This is a genomic window from Candidatus Poriferisodalis sp. (assembly GCF_965208895.1).
GTDB lineage: Bacteria > Actinomycetota > Acidimicrobiia > Acidimicrobiales > Poriferisodalaceae > Poriferisodalis.
The window spans coordinates 2,838,084-2,852,147 of record NZ_OZ242363.1; the positions used below are offsets into that span (position 1 = coordinate 2,838,084).

Annotated in this window: 16 protein-coding genes; 10 read left to right on the plus strand and 6 right to left on the minus strand. The window is 66.2% G+C overall.

What is annotated here, in order from left to right; translation table 11 throughout:
• Positions 1 to 36 precede the first annotated feature (36 nt).
• Positions 37 to 567, minus strand: coding sequence for a M10 family metallopeptidase C-terminal domain-containing protein (locus tag ACOGJB_RS12730; protein ID WP_419837486.1), 531 nt, complete (start codon positions 565 to 567; stop codon positions 37 to 39).
• Positions 568 to 725: 158 nt separating this feature from the next.
• Positions 726 to 1,502, minus strand: a complete 777-nt coding sequence (locus ACOGJB_RS12735) for an SDR family NAD(P)-dependent oxidoreductase (protein WP_419837487.1) — start codon at positions 1,500 to 1,502, stop codon at positions 726 to 728.
• A gap of 160 nt (positions 1,503 to 1,662) precedes the next feature.
• Between ACOGJB_RS12735 and ACOGJB_RS12740 the strand changes: the two genes are divergently transcribed.
• The 3 genes from ACOGJB_RS12740 to ACOGJB_RS12750 all read left to right on the plus strand — a co-directional run bounded on the left by ACOGJB_RS12740 (position 1,663) and on the right by ACOGJB_RS12750 (position 3,585).
• Entirely contained in the window at positions 1,663 to 2,487 is an 825-nt protein-coding gene (locus ACOGJB_RS12740) for a phytanoyl-CoA dioxygenase family protein (RefSeq protein ID WP_419837488.1), read from the plus strand.
• Between the two features lie 61 nt (positions 2,488 to 2,548).
• Entirely contained in the window at positions 2,549 to 2,953 is a 405-nt protein-coding gene (locus tag ACOGJB_RS12745) for a DUF1330 domain-containing protein (RefSeq protein ID WP_419837489.1), read from the plus strand.
• 56 nt (positions 2,954 to 3,009) lie between these two features.
• Entirely contained in the window at positions 3,010 to 3,585 is a 576-nt protein-coding gene (locus ACOGJB_RS12750) for a hypothetical protein (RefSeq protein WP_419837490.1), read from the plus strand.
• Between the two features lie 29 nt (positions 3,586 to 3,614).
• Here ACOGJB_RS12750 and ACOGJB_RS12755 read toward each other — a convergent pair whose 3' ends face one another.
• Entirely contained in the window at positions 3,615 to 5,261 is a 1,647-nt protein-coding gene (locus tag ACOGJB_RS12755) for a SulP family inorganic anion transporter (RefSeq protein ID WP_419837491.1), read from the minus strand.
• Positions 5,262 to 5,478: 217 nt separating this feature from the next.
• On the opposite strand from ACOGJB_RS12755, the gene ACOGJB_RS12760 reads away from it, so the two are divergent.
• The gene (locus tag ACOGJB_RS12760; protein WP_419837492.1) at positions 5,479 to 6,255 is read left to right on the plus strand and encodes an enoyl-CoA hydratase-related protein; all 777 of its coding nucleotides are present in this window, start codon (positions 5,479 to 5,481) and stop codon (positions 6,253 to 6,255) included.
• Positions 6,256 to 6,412: 157 nt separating this feature from the next.
• Here the strand turns inward: ACOGJB_RS12760 and ACOGJB_RS12765 are convergent, their stop codons facing one another.
• From ACOGJB_RS12765 to ACOGJB_RS12775, 3 genes are all read right to left on the minus strand, one after another.
• Positions 6,413 to 7,711 carry an FMN-binding glutamate synthase family protein gene (locus tag ACOGJB_RS12765; protein WP_419840737.1) on the minus strand — a complete coding sequence of 433 codons (1,299 nt, stop codon included), beginning with the start codon at positions 7,709 to 7,711 and terminating at the stop codon, positions 6,413 to 6,415.
• A 116-nt stretch (positions 7,712 to 7,827) separates the two neighbouring features.
• Entirely contained in the window at positions 7,828 to 8,562 is a 735-nt protein-coding gene (locus ACOGJB_RS12770) for a hypothetical protein (RefSeq protein WP_419837493.1), read from the minus strand.
• A 13-nt stretch (positions 8,563 to 8,575) separates the two neighbouring features.
• Entirely contained in the window at positions 8,576 to 9,475 is a 900-nt protein-coding gene (locus ACOGJB_RS12775) for a class II glutamine amidotransferase (protein ID WP_419837494.1), read from the minus strand.
• A 358-nt stretch (positions 9,476 to 9,833) separates the two neighbouring features.
• Here ACOGJB_RS12775 and ACOGJB_RS12780 point away from each other — a divergent pair, with 358 nt between their 5' ends.
• The 6 genes from ACOGJB_RS12780 (at position 9,834) to ACOGJB_RS12805 (ending at position 14,051) form a co-directional block, all read left to right on the plus strand.
• Positions 9,834 to 10,364, plus strand: a complete 531-nt coding sequence (locus tag ACOGJB_RS12780) for a Calx-beta domain-containing protein (RefSeq protein WP_419837495.1) — start codon at positions 9,834 to 9,836, stop codon at positions 10,362 to 10,364.
• The gene (locus ACOGJB_RS12785) at positions 10,354 to 11,622 is read left to right on the plus strand and encodes an SGNH/GDSL hydrolase family protein (protein WP_419837496.1); all 1,269 of its coding nucleotides are present in this window, start codon (positions 10,354 to 10,356) and stop codon (positions 11,620 to 11,622) included. Before ACOGJB_RS12780 ends, ACOGJB_RS12785 begins: the two co-directional genes overlap by 11 nt.
• Positions 11,623 to 11,660: 38 nt before the next feature.
• Positions 11,661 to 12,260: an RDD family protein gene (locus ACOGJB_RS12790; RefSeq protein WP_419840738.1), complete on the plus strand. Its 600-nt coding sequence runs from the start codon at positions 11,661 to 11,663 to the stop codon at positions 12,258 to 12,260.
• Positions 12,261 to 12,279: 19 nt separating this feature from the next.
• Positions 12,280 to 12,417, plus strand: coding sequence for a hypothetical protein (locus ACOGJB_RS12795; protein ID WP_419837497.1), 138 nt, complete (start codon positions 12,280 to 12,282; stop codon positions 12,415 to 12,417).
• A 38-nt stretch (positions 12,418 to 12,455) separates the two neighbouring features.
• Positions 12,456 to 13,091 (plus strand): RDD family protein, encoded by a 636-nt coding sequence (locus ACOGJB_RS12800; RefSeq protein ID WP_419840739.1) that lies wholly within the window; start codon positions 12,456 to 12,458, stop codon positions 13,089 to 13,091.
• Between the two features lie 120 nt (positions 13,092 to 13,211).
• Positions 13,212 to 14,051, plus strand: a complete 840-nt coding sequence (locus ACOGJB_RS12805; RefSeq protein ID WP_419837498.1) for an Ig-like domain-containing protein — start codon at positions 13,212 to 13,214, stop codon at positions 14,049 to 14,051.
• The last annotated feature ends 13 nt before the right edge of the window (positions 14,052 to 14,064 follow it).

Genomic DNA, 14,064 nt, shown 5'->3' on the forward strand with positions numbered 1-14,064 from the left:
GGTCGCGACAGCGTTCGTTGATGCAATCGCGGCTTGCTAGAGCCCGTCGACGCCGTCCGTAGCGCCTTGGAAAATGAAGTCGCTTGCATCGAGATCGTCGGCGTTGAAGTAGAGCAGGTTGACCGAGCCCGACTCGTCGCCGAACGTGATCTTGGCGCCGAACCGCTCCTTGGTGATCGTCAGGTCGGACATGTCATGAACCGATGACACGCCCGAGAGATCGATCCTGTCCACGCCGTCGCCGAAATCCTTGATCCAGTCATTGCCGCCGCCGGAGGTGTAGAAGAACGTGTCGCTGTCGGAGTCTCCTGGATGCTGTTCGTGGGCAAGTCCGTCGCCGTACAGCAGATCGTCGCCGGCGCCCCCGTGGAGCTGGTCGTCGCCGTCGCCGCCGACGAGAACGTCGTTGCCGGTGCCGCCATGCAGCACATCGTCGCCCGACGCTCCGACGAGATAGTCGTCGCCGCCCTCGCCGTGTATGACATGTGTCACGCCCGGGCTGTTGTCGCCGACGATCCGATTGTCGTTGTCGTCGCCATAGGTCAGATTCTGAATTGTGTCAGCCACACTCGACTCCTCTTGCGGGATCCTGATCCTACGATATTCGACGTTGACAACTGCCATGTCAACCTGTCGCAGTGGGCAGACCGGGTTCCGCTCGCGTGTGGCTCGGCACTGGCTGCCGCCATGACGTCTTGCTGCTCAGCGCGGACTGTCGGTACGAATCAGCGGCCGGCGCTGTAGCCGCCGTCGATGGGGTGCAGGCTGCCGGTGATGTAACTGGCGTCGTCGGAAGCCAGGAACGCCACCAGCGCGGCCACTTCGTGGGGCTCGCCGTAGCGCTGTACCGGCAAGCGCTCGGCCATGGCCTTGCGGATGTCGTCGGCATCGTCGCCGCCGATGAAGGTCTCGAGCGAGCGCATCATGCGTGTCTCGATCGGCGCCGGGCACACGGCGTTCACCCGCACTCCTGAAGTGGCCAGCTCGAGCGCGGCCGACTTGGTGAGCCCGGCCACGGCGTGCTTGCTCGCCGAGTACGCAGAGATGCCGCGAGAGCCGAACAGGCCGGCCACCGATGCAGTGTTGACAATGGCGCCGCTGCCGCCCGCGATCATCGCCGGCGCGGCGTGTTTGATGCCCAGCCACACGCCGCGCACGTTGACGGCCATGACCTGGTCGAACGACTCCTCGGTGTATTCGATCATCGGGGCGTAGGTGCCCTCGATGCCGGCGTTGTTGAACAGGACGTCGACTCGTCCGAAGTTGTCGAGCGTCGCCTGCACGTAGCCGGCGACTTCGTCGGACCTGGTGACGTCGGCGCCGACCGCCAGCGCCGCGCCGTCCTGAGCTTCCACCGTCGCGACTGCAGCGCCCAGGTCGGTCGTCGCAAGGTCGACGGCCACCACCGACGCCCCCTCGGACGCGAACCGCTCGCACGCCGCCAACCCGATCCCGCCGGCCGCGCCGGTCACGATCACCACCCGTCCCGTGAACCTGCTCATCTACGTGCTCCTCGCTGTCGATTCAAGAACCGCGCCGACCGTACTTCCAGCACCGGCCGCGCGTTGTATTCCTCGGCATGCAGTGCTGTGTCTGGCAATGCAGTGCATCCATCGTGTTGACTTGGCCCTGTTGGCTTGACGTTCGCGACAGGGGACGACGATGAGCGACACGATTCTGGATCGACCAGCACACGACCTCGTCGACGACGACACGATCGAGCGGTTCCGCGCCGACGGTGTGGTCGCACTGCGCAACGTGGTCGACGCCGAATGGGTGGAACGGCTGCGCGGCGGTGTTGCCGACGAGATGGCCAACCCGAGCCCGACGGCGCACAACTACTCATCCACCGGGTTCTTCGGCTCGTTGGATCTGTGGCGGTTTCACTCCTTGTTCGAAGAATTCGTCACCCAGTCCCGGCTCGGCGAGATGGCAGCTGCCATGTTCGGCTCGCCGGTGGTGCGCATGTACTACGACCAGCTCTTCGTCAAAGAACCCGGCTCCAGCCAGCCGGTGCCGTGGCACAACGACCAGCCGTACTGGCCGATCTCGGGACGGCAGGTGATGTCGTTCTGGATCGCACTCGACACCGTCGATGCCTCCAACGGCCGGGTCGAGTACGTGAGGGGCTCGCAGGCCTGGGACCGTTGGTTCCAGCCGCGCACCTTCGCCCCGACGAACGCCCACGACTACGAGCGCAACCCCGACTACGAACTCATGCCCGACATCGAGGCCGACCGGGACAGCTACGACATCGTCTCGTTCGATCTCGAACCCGGCGATGCGGTCGCCTTCTGGGCGATGATCCTGCACGGCTCGCAGGGCAACTCGAATCAGGGACGAGCGCGGAGGGGCTATGCCGCCCGCTACATCGGCACTGACGTTCGCTACGACCCTCGTATCGGCACCGCCCAAGTGCTGCACGTCGACGGGCTCGAGGCGGGCTCCACTATGAAACTCGACCGCTACCCAGTGGTCTGGCCCTGATCAGGCTGAGCCGCGCCGCCACCAGGCCTGCGACACTTTCTGCACTGCGACAGGAGACCGCATGCATCTTCACGCGAGCCCCGAACAGATCGACGCCATCGCCGAAGGCGACCCCGACGAGCCCGTCGTGATGCTCAACCTGCTGAAGTACCGCGAGGTGGCGGCGTCGGGCCATGGTGTCGACGGGATGTCAGGCGAAGCTGCCTACCGCGAGTACGGCCGGCGCTTCGCGGAACTGCATCCGCGCTTCGGCGGCGAGCCCATTTGGATGGGACGCGCCGGCAAGATCGCCATCGGCCCCGACGACGAGGACTGGGACATCGCGATCTTGGTGCGCTATCCCACCCGGTCGCAATTCGTCGGCATGTTCCGCGACCCCGATTATCACGCCATTGCGCCCATCCGGGCGGCGGCCCTCGCGGACTCGCGCATCATCGAGACCACCCAACTCCTTCCCAAAAACTGAGCGTCTATGCGGCGCTGAGCAGTGCGCCGCTGCAGAACATCGGTCACAATGACGGCATGGATGAAGCGACCGCCCCCGCGTTGACGGCTTCGGACGAAGCCCTGGTGGGAGGTCACGCAGGCACCGCCTACGAGATGATGGCGCCGATCATCGGCCGTGTCGCCGTGGCAGCCCCGCCGGCCGACGTCTGGGCCGCCATCAGCCCCCCCGGCAACCTCCTCAACATCCACCCGTTCTGCGAGCGCAACGAGATCAACGTGTGGGACGGCGCCGCCAGCCGCGACCACGTCTACTACTACAGTGGCGTCCACTACCAGCGAGAATTCGCCGACTGGTTCGACGGCGTCGGCTACGACCTGGTGCTCGGCCCGCCGCAGGCCCGAACGGCGCTCGTGCGCTGGCGCATCGGCGAGGCCGAGACCGGCAGCGACTTCACCATCAAGGTGGTGGCGCTGCTGCGCGACGACGTGCCGGCTGCCGAGCGGGAGCACTACGCCGAGCACATGATCCGCCGGCCGCTGCCGTCATATCTCGATTCGGTCGTGCGGGGCACCGCGTACTTCGCTGAGACCGGTACGCCGGTCACGAAGAACCAGTTCGGGACGCATCCCATCTACTCGCCAAGCGACTGAGCAGGCCCCCGCACCCGCCGCCGGTCAGCTCACTTCGGCTCGGGCAGCTTCAGCAGGATCCGAGCCGCTGTTCGAGCTGCGTCCAGCGTCGGCACGAATCGGTTGCTCGGCACTTTCGCGAGTGCGTTCAGTGCGCGCAGGCTGGTCGCCGGCGGGCCGCTGAGCCCCATCACGATGACTTCGGTCTTGGCCTCCACGGCCGTGTCGATGAGGTACTCCACCAGCATTGCCGCGCTGTCGTCGATGTACACCGTGTCGGTGAAGTCGATAATGACGACTTCGTGCTCGGCGATGTCCGCGCCCAGGATGTCGATGAGGCTCTTCGACGATGCGACCGTAAACGTGCCTCGAAGCGCGACCAGCCCGACCCGTGCTGAGAATTCGCCGGGCGCGGCCTCGTCGGCCTCGTTGGCATCCGCGCCCAGGAAACTCACGTCGAGCAGCGGCACTGAGACCACGCTGTCGAGCTGGAGCCGTTCGAATTGGCGAGCGGCAGACATGGCCGCCACGATGAGCCCGATCGCCACCGCGGTGATCAGGTTGAGCACCACCGTCAGCACCATGGTGATGCCCATGATCATCAGGTGCTCGCGCTGCACTTGGCGCACGCGTTTGAGGAACCGCCAGTCCACGATGTCCCAGCCGACCTTCAGCAAGATGCCGGCCAGCGCGGCGATCGGCACCGATTCCACAAGGCGTCCCGCTCCCAGCACGATGGCCAGCAGCACCACGGCACGCAGCGCGCCCGAGACTCGGGTGCTGCCGCCGGCCCGGATGTTCACCACGGTTCCCACGGTGGCCCCGGCCCCGGGCAGCCCGCCCACCAGACCCGCAGCGATATTGCCCAAGCCCTGACCAATGAGCTCCTGGTTGGGGTTGTGCCGCGTGCGTGTCATCGAGTCGGCGATCAACGACGTCAGCAGGCTGTCGACGGCGCCCAGCAGTGCGAGCGTGACGGCAGGCTGCACCGCTGCGGCCAGGACTCCCAACGACAGTACCGGTACCTGGAGATCCGGCAAGCCGGAGGGCACTTCGCCGATGACCGGCGCGTCATTGAGGAGGAGAACGCCCATCAGGGTCCCCACGGCAAGGGCCGCGAGCGTTGCGGGGAACCAGCGATGCAATCGGGCAGGCCAGAAGATGCACACGCCCAAGCTGACGGCCGCGATGGCCACGGCACTGGCATTGAGGTTCACGATGGCGTCAGGCCAGCCGCGCATGACGTCGAGCGGGCCGCCGCTGGTGCCCTCGACGCCCAATGCCGGAAGCGTCTGCAAGATGATGATGATGATGCCGACGCCCGACATGAAGCCCGAGATCACCGAGTACGGCGTGTAGGAGACGAAACGGCCGAATCGCAGGATGCCCAGCAGCGCCTGGATGACTCCCGCCATGACCACGACGGTGAGCGCTTCTTGGAGCGTCGAGGCATGTTCGGTGATGACGACGGCCATTGCGACGGCCATGGGCCCCGTCGGTCCGGAGATCTGCGAGCGCGTGCCGCCGAACACCGCGGCGAAGAAGCCCAGCGCGATGGCGCCGTACAGCCCGGCCATCGCCCCGAGGCCCGAAGCCACACCGAACGCGAGCGCGACCGGCAGTCCGACGACCGCCGTGGTGACACCGCCGAAGATGTCACCCCGCAGCGTGCGCAGGTCGTACCCCCGAGCTTGCATCAGCCACCCCCGAGGCCGGCGTACCCGCTGATGAGCGGGTACGCCACATGCACATTATGCGCGCTATATGAACGATGCTCACTGAATCTCAGCGTTGCTCAGAGTCGCGGGCGATTGTTCTGAGCGAGCAGCGTCCACGTCCTGACCGGCGAAATGCGGCGCGCTTCAGAGTATCACGATGAGCGAAGTCGTCAGACGACAACTAGGTTCCCGCGCTATGGGTGAATTCTGTTATGCGGAGCGCGACGGGCACTTGTTCGTCGTCACGATCAACCGGCCGGAGCGGATGAATGCGCTGCACCCGCCGGGCAATGCCGAGATGTCCGACCTGTTCGACGAGTTCCAGAACGACCCGGAGCTGTGGGTTGCGATTGTGACCGGCGAGGGAGACCGTGCGTTCTCGGCTGGCAACGATCTCAGGTACCAGGCCGAGGGCGGCGACCGCTCGGCGATGCCGTCGTCGGGCTTCGGCGGGCTGACGTCACGCTGGGACCTCGACAAGCCGGTTATCGCGGCAGTGAACGGCGTGGCGATGGGCGGCGGCTTTGAGATCGCGCTCGCTTGCGACATCATCGTCGCCTCCGAGAACGCGCTGCTCGCGCTGCCCGAGCCCAAGGTGGGTCTGGCTGCACTGGCGGGCGGCGTGCATCGTCTGCCGCGCCACATCGGGCTGAAGCGCGCCATGAGCATGATGCTGACCGGCCGTCACGTGCCCGCGGCAGAGGCCAAGGAGATGGGCATCGTCGCCGAAGTGGTTCCCCAAGGCGAGGCGCTCGCATGTGCACGTCGCTGGGCCGAGATGGTGCTGGAGTGCTCACCGATGTCGATCCGGGCCACGAAGCAGGCAGCGATGCAGGGCCTCAACGAGGCCGGGGCGCGAGCCGCCCACGAAGGCCGCTACGACGCTGTGCGCGCCATGAGCAACAGCGCCGACTACATCGAAGGCCCCCGCGCGTTCTCCGAGAAGCGCCCGCCTCAGTGGCAGGGCCGCTAACTCGCCGCCGAAGTCGCTTGCTGACGCGTAGCAGCATTGCCTAATCTGGCAAGTGCGAGTGCGCCGCCCCGGCGCTTCCCTGCTAGAGCGGTGTTTGGGGCGGCGCACCGGCGCGTCAAGGTAGTCATGCGCCCGCGGTTCGAGCCACCGGATTTCTTCAGTCGGCGCTGGGTATCCAGTTGGTGCCGGCCAGCGGGACATGCGCCATCGCAGCGGCTTCCACAGTGAGCGCGGCCAGGTCTTCGGGTTCCAGGTTCAGGACGTGCGATTTGCCGTTGGCGCGGGCCAGGATCTGCGTCTCAATGGTGAGCACCTGCAGGTAGTTGGCGAGGCGGCGCCCGGCGAGCACCGGGTCGAGCCGGGCTGACAGATCAGGGTCTTGGGTGGTGATGCCGGCGGGATCGGTGCCAGCCTGGAAGTCTTCCCAGAATCCGGCTGAAGTGCCCAGCTCGCGGTACTCGGCCTCATAGGCCGGGTCGTTGTCGCCGATGGCGATCAGCGCTGCGGTGCCGATCGAGGCCGCGTCGGCGCCGAGCGCCAGCGCCTTGGCAACATCGGCGCCTGAGCGGAAACCCCCCGCCGCAATCAGCTTCACCTCGCGGCGGTGCACGCCGAGCTTGCGCAGTGCCCGGACGGCTTCGGGAATGGCGGCAATCGTCGGGATGCCGACGTGCTCGATGAACACGTCCTGAGTGGCGGCGGTGCCTCCCTGCATGCCGTCCACCACCACGGCATCGGCGCCGGCCTTCACTGCGAGCGCGGTGTCGTAGTACGGGCGGGCCGCGCCCACCTTCACGTAGATCGGCACCTGCCAGTCGGTGATCTCGCGCAGTTCGCCGATCTTGATCTCCAAGTCGTCGGGGCCGGTCCAGTCAGGGTGGCGGCAAGCAGAGCGCTGGTCGATCCCGGTGGGCAGCGTGCGCATCTCCGCTACCCGTTCGGTGATCTTCTGGCCCAGCAGCATCCCCCCGCCGCCCGGCTTGGCGCCCTGGCCCACCACGACCTCGATGGCGTCGGCCACCCGGAGATGGTCGGGGTTCATGCCGTAGCGCGACGGCAGGTACTGGTAGACGAGCACCCCCGAGTGCTCGCGTTCCTCCATGGTCATGCCGCCGTCGCCGGTGGTCGTGGATGTGCCGGCCGCCGAGGCGCCCCGCCCGAGCGCCTCTTTGGCCTCGGCCGACAGCGAGCCGAAGCTCATGCCGGCGATGGTGACCGGGATTTGCAGGTGTATGGGCCGCTCGGCCCGATCCTCGCCGATCACCACGTCGGTGCCGCAGGCCTCGCGGTATCCCTCCAGCGGGTAACGCGACATCGACGCACCGAGGAACACCAGGTCGTCGAGGGTGGGCAAGCGACGCTTGGCTCCCCAGCCCCGGATGCGGTAGATGCCGGTGTTGGCCGCGCGCCGGATCTCGGCGATCGCGTTGCGGTCGAATGTGTAGGACTCGCGCAGGTGCCAGTGCTCCGGGCCTGGTTCGGCGAACGGTTTCAGGTCGCGGTCCGCGGCGGGCGGACGTGCTGACCCGTTTGCTGGCCTGCTTGTTTCGTCGTCACGGCTTGGCGCCCCGGTCATTGGCTCGCATTCCCTTGCTCGCCTCGCGCTGTGGATTCCAGCGCGGCCACATCGTCGACGGCGAAGTTGTACAGACGGCGGGCCGATCCGAACCGGCGGAATTCTTCTGCGAACACACCGCGGGTCACGGGAGCTGCTGCGCCGAGCAGCCGCGTCAGCAGCTCCCGGTGCTCAGACCGCATCTCCTTCTCGACGCAGTCGGCGCCCAGGGACTCCACATCGCCCCGGACGAAGATCTGGGCCTCGTAGATGGAGTCGCCCAGGTCGCCAGCAGCGTCGCCGCACACCACCAGGTTCCCCGCTTGGGCCATGAACGCGCTCATATGGCCGACGTTTCCGCCCACCACGATGTCGACGCCCTTCATCGAGATGCCGCAGCGGGCGCCGGCGTTTCCGCCTACCACCAGCAGGCCGCCGCAACCGGTCGCACCCGCCGACATCGTGGCGTTGCCCGTGATGTGCACCTTCCCCGACATGATGTTCTCGGCCAGGCCGGTGCTGGCATTGCCTTCCACCCGCACGCTGCCCTGCTGGTGCATGCCGGCGCAGTAGTAGCCCACCGAGCCGCGCACCACCACTTCGATGTCTGCGGTGACCCCGCAGGCCACCGCATGCGCGCCGCGCGGGTTGATCACCTCAAACGACTCGCCGTCCGCGGCGTCGTGCAGTGTCTGATTGAGCTCTCGCTTGGTCACCTCGGCCAGGTCGAAGACGCGTGCCGCTTCGCTCATGCCGCATGATCCTTCACGCGGCCAGGCTCCATGAGTAGATGCGGGCCGGTTCGGGTTCCCACACTTCAGCGTCGGTTGCGCCCGGCAGGCGGGCGATGGCCCGGTATTCCGACGACATCGCCACCCAATCGTCGGTCTCGGCCACCACTGCCGGCTTGCAGGCGATGGGATCGCGCAGGATGGCGAACCCGTCGGCCACGCCGATGGCGAAGGTGTAGAAGCCGTCCAGGTCGTTCAGCGCACCCTCGAGCGCTTCGGAGATGGCGTCGCCCGAGCGCATCCGCCACGACAGGTAGCCAGCGGCAACCTCGGAGTCGTTCTCGGTCTGGAACGATTCGCCGTGGGCCTCCAGGAAACGCCGTAGCCGGTTGTGGTTCGACAGCGATCCGTTGTGCACCAAGCAGGTGTCGGCGCCGGTGGCGAATGGGTGCGAACCGGCGGTGGTGATCGCCGATTCGGTGGCCATGCGGGTGTGGGCCAGAGCGTGCGTGCCAGTGCGCGACGCCAAGTCGTAGCGCTCGGCCACCTGGTCGGGATACCCCACCGCCTTGTACAGCTCGATCTGGCTGCCGTAGGCCAGCACGGTCGCGCCAGCCACGTTGTCGATGAGCCACTGGCGGGCGACCCGGCCGTCGCCATGGGTGGAGAACACCGCATGGTCGTGCACCGAGCGCACCGACACCTCCGCGCCCAGGGCCCGCTCCAAGGCTTCAGCGACCGGTTCCCAATCCACAGCGAACCCCTCGGCCAGCACGGTGATGCGGGTTCGGCCCGGCGTGCCGGCGTCGTACACAGCAAATCCGGCGCTGTCGGGACCGCGGTCCCCCATCTCGGCCAGCATGACCTCGGTCAGCCGTCCCAGTTCAGGGCGGTGGGTCTTGGTCTTGCAGAACAGGCCCACGATTCCGCACATGATGCACCCCCAGCCCGATGATCCCGCGTCCGTCTGCCCAGCCTCGCGCACCGTAGCGCCCTGCCATATTGCGAGTTGGTGTCGCATCGGAGTCCGCACGGATCTGACAGACCCCGAATCGGTGAGCCATGCCCGAGGGCGTGTGTTCTTGCCGGGAATGCCCTCGTCACGTGAACGATCGTGAGTCAAGTGATGACGACTACTGTTCGCGCCAGTGCCAGTGAAGCGGAATCCTCCCGGTTCAGCGAACACGGCGGCTGGACGCGTTGTCGTCAGTGGGCGCTGTTCTGGCATGGGCCTTTCGCGTCTCTGGCGGCTTGGCCTGTGGCGCGTTTGTGGGCGGCACTCGCTGGTGGCAGTGATCGGCTTGCTCTTGCTGTTGGCCTGGCCGTTGCAGTCTGCGGCTGCGCAGACTCCCCCGAGCGAGAGCGACATTGAGGACGCGCGGCGGCTGGGCGCGTTGCATTCGAGTCTGCCGCCGCTGTCGCGGCACTTCTTCGGCATTGTGGATTTCGGAGACGTGCGGTTGGTGTGCCCAGAGGCGGTGGTGGAGGGCGACGGCACGCTGGTGTTCACTGTGCGCTCGACAGAATCTGCGCCGCAGGCCGACGTGCGGGTCGATTATGCGTTGGCGCCTGGCTCGGCCGGCGCGGCTTCCGACTACAGCGATGTGTCGGGCACGCTGATGATCCCAGTAGGTGCGCGGCATGCGACGGTCTCGGTGTCGTTGGTCGACGACGCTGAAGCGGAAGGCAATGAGTCGTTCAGCTTGTTGTTGTCGGACCCGGTAGGGGCGACGCTGGTGGACGCGTCGGCGGCTGTGGCTGTCGGCTGTGAGACGTTCGCGGTGCCGCACAGACGCGGACGGGCAGGTCATCGTGCGCTATGAGGTTGGCAGTACGGCGGCGAGCGTGCTGCGCCGCACTGAAGATGTCCTCGCGGTGTTTCACGACCCCGACCAAGACGGCCGACGTGCACTCGGCGCGCCTACCAGCTTTCTCGCCCGCCCGGTCGCCAAGACGGTCAGCTACGTCGCACTAGGCGATTCCTACTCCTCAGGCGAAGCGGGCGAGAAACCGCCGCTTGGAACCTCGTACCAGTCCGGCGTGAGCTCAGCCGACGGGCACTGCCGCCGCTGGAGCGAGGCCTACCCGAACGTGTTTGCCGAAGATGTGCTGCGCGCCGCAGACCCCGGCATCGACCTCGAGTTCCGCACCTTCGCATGCACCGGTGCAATCACCCGCAACATCCACGACCCGCGTGGTCCCGGCAACGGGGTCACTCAAGAGGACTTGATCGACACGAACAAGCCTTCGCATGAGGTGCCGAGCCTTCGATACGACTCTGACACCGGTGAGCTGCTCCCGCCGCCGGACAGCTGGGAGCCGCGTCAAGCAGCATCCCTCGCCGCGACACAGGGCATGGCCGACGTCGACATGATCACCGTCACGATTGGAGGCAACGACGCAGGATTCGCCGATGTGCTGCGGAAGTGCGTGTTGGGCGGTCGCGATTGCGGGCGGCGCCATCTGCCGGACGATTACGACGAGATCCCGGCTCGGCTCACGGCACTGCTCACAGAATTGAAGCAAACCGCGCCCAATGCATCGATCTTCATGCTCGGCTACCCGCACATCACACCGGAACCTGTCGAGGCGAACCGTCGCGCGATCGAAGTCTGCGGGCTGCACGGGCGGCCTCTGCGAGCATCATCGATCAATTCCGGTGTGATTCCGGCTGTCACTCATTTTCTGTTGGGCGGCAACGTTGCTGACACAGCGATCTCGTTTGAAGAAGCAGTGTTCTTGCGGCAGACAGCGACGGAGATGAATAAGATCCTCAAAGCCGCTGCAACCGTAGCAGGGGCGCATTTCGTGGATGTCAACACTGGTTCGTCGTCGCAGCGTGCGACCGGCTTTGCCGGTCATTCGCCGTGTGGTGCCGAACCGTGGCTGAAAGGCTTTGTTGCCTATGAAGGTTTGGGACGGCATCGTCGCATGCCTGTCGCTGACGACTCGTTTCATCCCAATGAGACGGGGCACCGGGCGTATGCGCGGCTCTTGGAGTCATATATTGAATCACAGGTCAGTGTCGGCGCGCAGCTGAACGAAAGCGGCTTGCCGGTCAATCCTGGGGCGAGACAATGACGGTGCCAGATGGGCGCAAGGTGTTCGTTCCTGCTTCGATGATTGATCGCGTCATTTCGCGTGGCCTTGATCTGCTGATGATGGGCACGGTGTTCTGTGCTGTGGCGGCTCCGATCATTGTCATAGACGGATTCGTTGGCCTCCAACACATGCTGGAACCCGGCAATCAATCCGGCACCGAGGGCTTCGTCGGAGCGTTGGCGGTCGGCGGACTCGCAGCAGCCTGCTGGGAGCCAGTCTGGCAGTCGACAAGACGACGCACTTTTGGCAGGACTACGGTTGACATTGAGCTGCGAGATGGTGCAGACCCGCATCTACATGCCTCGACCGGTCGGGTGCTAGGCCGGTATGCGGTCTCAGTAGTGACGTGTTGCGCGTGTATCGGTCTGTCGTTAGCTGCGGCCCTCGCGGCAGGGATGGGTGTAACACCTTGGCGCGTGGTCGCTCTGATTGCCGTTCCATGTGCGCTGGTTTGGTTGTCGGCGCTGCTGTCTGCTTTGCTTCGCAGTGATCGGCGCGGTTGGCACGACATGGTGGCGGGGACGGTGTTGGTGAGCACGTTTGTGCCTTCGGCACGGCCGCAGTTGGGTTGTGGCCCGTCGGGTGGCGTCGTGGACGGCTCGGGCGCTGGCCGGTGAGGGGACGAGGGAAGTGTCGATGAGTGCAAGGGGGTGGAAGCGGGTGTTGTGGTCTGTGGGGCTGGCTGCTGGGGCGGCGCTTGTGACGCTGACGGCGGCTGGCCGCGGCTCCGGCGGCGCGGAGATCTCTGCATTCGGGCCAGAGGCAAGCGAATGAAGCCGTCGCCCGAAATCGCTGGGGTGCGATCGGCCTCGATGGCGGACCGGGTGGCCGCCCGCTTGGTTGATCTGATTCTGGTGGGTGTTGTGTTCGCTCTCGTGTTGTTGCCGACTCTGCTCGTGCTCGGATCCTTCACTGTTCTCCTCGTGGGAGACCTGGGCCTTGGGGGGACCGGCAGTCCTCATGCCGATTTTGCTGAATATGGCATGTTCATTGCTGCGGCTGCGCTTGCTGCGCTGGGCTACGAGCCGTTTACGCTCACCGTCAAGCGCTTGACGCTCGGTAAGACAGTCACGCTCGGAAAGGCGGGCAGGAGAGTCGAAATCCGTCTTGCAAGCGACTGCAGGCGGCCGGCTTCGCCTCGGCGCGCGGCCGGTCGGTTTGCCGTGTCGTCTGGGACATGCGCGGCGGCTTTCGGCCTGTCGCTTGTCGTGGGGTCGGCGTTGGGGGTTGGTCTCGACCTATGGCGTGTGGTCGGCTTGCTCGCTCTTTCGAGTGTGGCAGTTTGGTTGTCGGTGCTGCTGTCTGCTTTGCTTCGCGTTGATCGGCGCGGTTGGCACGACATGGTGGCGGGGACGGTGTTGGTGAGCACGTTTGTGGCTTCGGCACGGCCGGGGTCGGGTTGTGGCCCGTCGGGTGGCGTCGCTCACGACTCGGGCGTTGGCCGGTGAGGGGACGAGGGAAGTGTCGATGAGTGCAAGGGGATGGAAGCGGGTGTTGTGGTCTGTGGGGCTGGCTGCAGTAGTGGTTCTTGTGGCTCTGGCGGCGCGGAGATCTCTGCATTCGGGTTCGTGTCGGGCAGTGACGCTGACGGCCGGTTTGGCGCCGCCGATGGCGATCCGGCCCCGGTTGCGTCAGCGCGTGTGACGGCGGCAGACGGCGCTGAGCATTGGGATGCGTTCGGGTCCGTTTCCGCGGTGCGGCAGGTTGACGGCGGCAGCGACGGTGTCGGCGGCGCAAGCGATACCGCAGTCGCTGCGGAAGATTCGACGGGTTTTCTGGTGGTGGGCCGGGCGACCGGGGTGTCGGGTTGCGGAGAGCTGTTCGTGTCTCCCGGCGAGCAGCTGATGCTCGCTGCGGCGGGATTCTCTGCGGGGTCGTCGGTGAGTTTCGTCGGGAAGTGGGCGTCGGCAGTCGGGGACTCCTCACAGGACTTTGACATTCCTGCAGCAATCGCTGGTGCCGATGGGGCTCTGGAACTCTCGTGGACGGTGCCCTCAGCGCCCGATGCGGCGACGGATCCTGTGCCGCGTGGGTACGCGATCCAAGCGACGGGACGCAATCCCGCCGGGGGCACCCATACGGTGTACATGCTTGAGCCCGTGGTGGCATACCCGGCTACGGCACCGTGTGCGGCCGACGATACCGTGTCAACTCCGCTCGGTGCGCCGTTGAGTGTCGATGTGCTGGCGAACGATGTGGTGCCGTCCGGCGGTTCTTTGGACAAGAACTCCGTGGTGGTGCAACCGGCTGGGGACGGCGTATTCGATGTCGACGCGTCATCGGGTGTGGTCTCGTTCTCGCCTGCTGCGGGGTTCTGCGGCAATGTCGCGCGGTTGAGTGTGTTGGGTACTGTCGGCGCAGGGACAGCGCCCGGGCGGGCCGGTGAGGGCGCGGTTGCCAGGGCATGATCACAGGGGACGC

What these genes read in the sequence shown, in the direction of transcription:
- ACOGJB_RS12740 (WP_419837488.1), top strand. Translation starts at nt 1,663, where the DNA reads ATGAGCGACACGATTCTGGATCGACCAGCACACGACCTCGTCGACGAC.
- ACOGJB_RS12800 (WP_419840739.1), top strand. Translation starts at nt 12,456, where the DNA reads ATGGCGGACCGGGTGGCCGCCCGCTTGGTTGATCTGATTCTGGTGGGT.
- ACOGJB_RS12755 (WP_419837491.1), bottom strand. Translation starts at nt 5,261, where the DNA reads ATGCAAGCTCGGGGGTACGACCTGCGCACGCTGCGGGGTGACATCTTC.
- ACOGJB_RS12750 (WP_419837490.1), top strand. Translation starts at nt 3,010, where the DNA reads ATGGATGAAGCGACCGCCCCCGCGTTGACGGCTTCGGACGAAGCCCTG.
- ACOGJB_RS12735 (WP_419837487.1), bottom strand. Translation starts at nt 1,502, where the DNA reads ATGAGCAGGTTCACGGGACGGGTGGTGATCGTGACCGGCGCGGCCGGC.
- ACOGJB_RS12775 (WP_419837494.1), bottom strand. Translation starts at nt 9,475, where the DNA reads ATGTGCGGAATCGTGGGCCTGTTCTGCAAGACCAAGACCCACCGCCCT.
- ACOGJB_RS12745 (WP_419837489.1), top strand. Translation starts at nt 2,549, where the DNA reads ATGCATCTTCACGCGAGCCCCGAACAGATCGACGCCATCGCCGAAGGC.
- ACOGJB_RS12770 (WP_419837493.1), bottom strand. Translation starts at nt 8,562, where the DNA reads ATGAGCGAAGCGGCACGCGTCTTCGACCTGGCCGAGGTGACCAAGCGA.
- ACOGJB_RS12790 (WP_419840738.1), top strand. Translation starts at nt 11,661, where the DNA reads ATGATTGATCGCGTCATTTCGCGTGGCCTTGATCTGCTGATGATGGGC.
- ACOGJB_RS12760 (WP_419837492.1), top strand. Translation starts at nt 5,479, where the DNA reads ATGGGTGAATTCTGTTATGCGGAGCGCGACGGGCACTTGTTCGTCGTC.
- ACOGJB_RS12795 (WP_419837497.1), top strand. Translation starts at nt 12,280, where the DNA reads ATGAGTGCAAGGGGGTGGAAGCGGGTGTTGTGGTCTGTGGGGCTGGCT.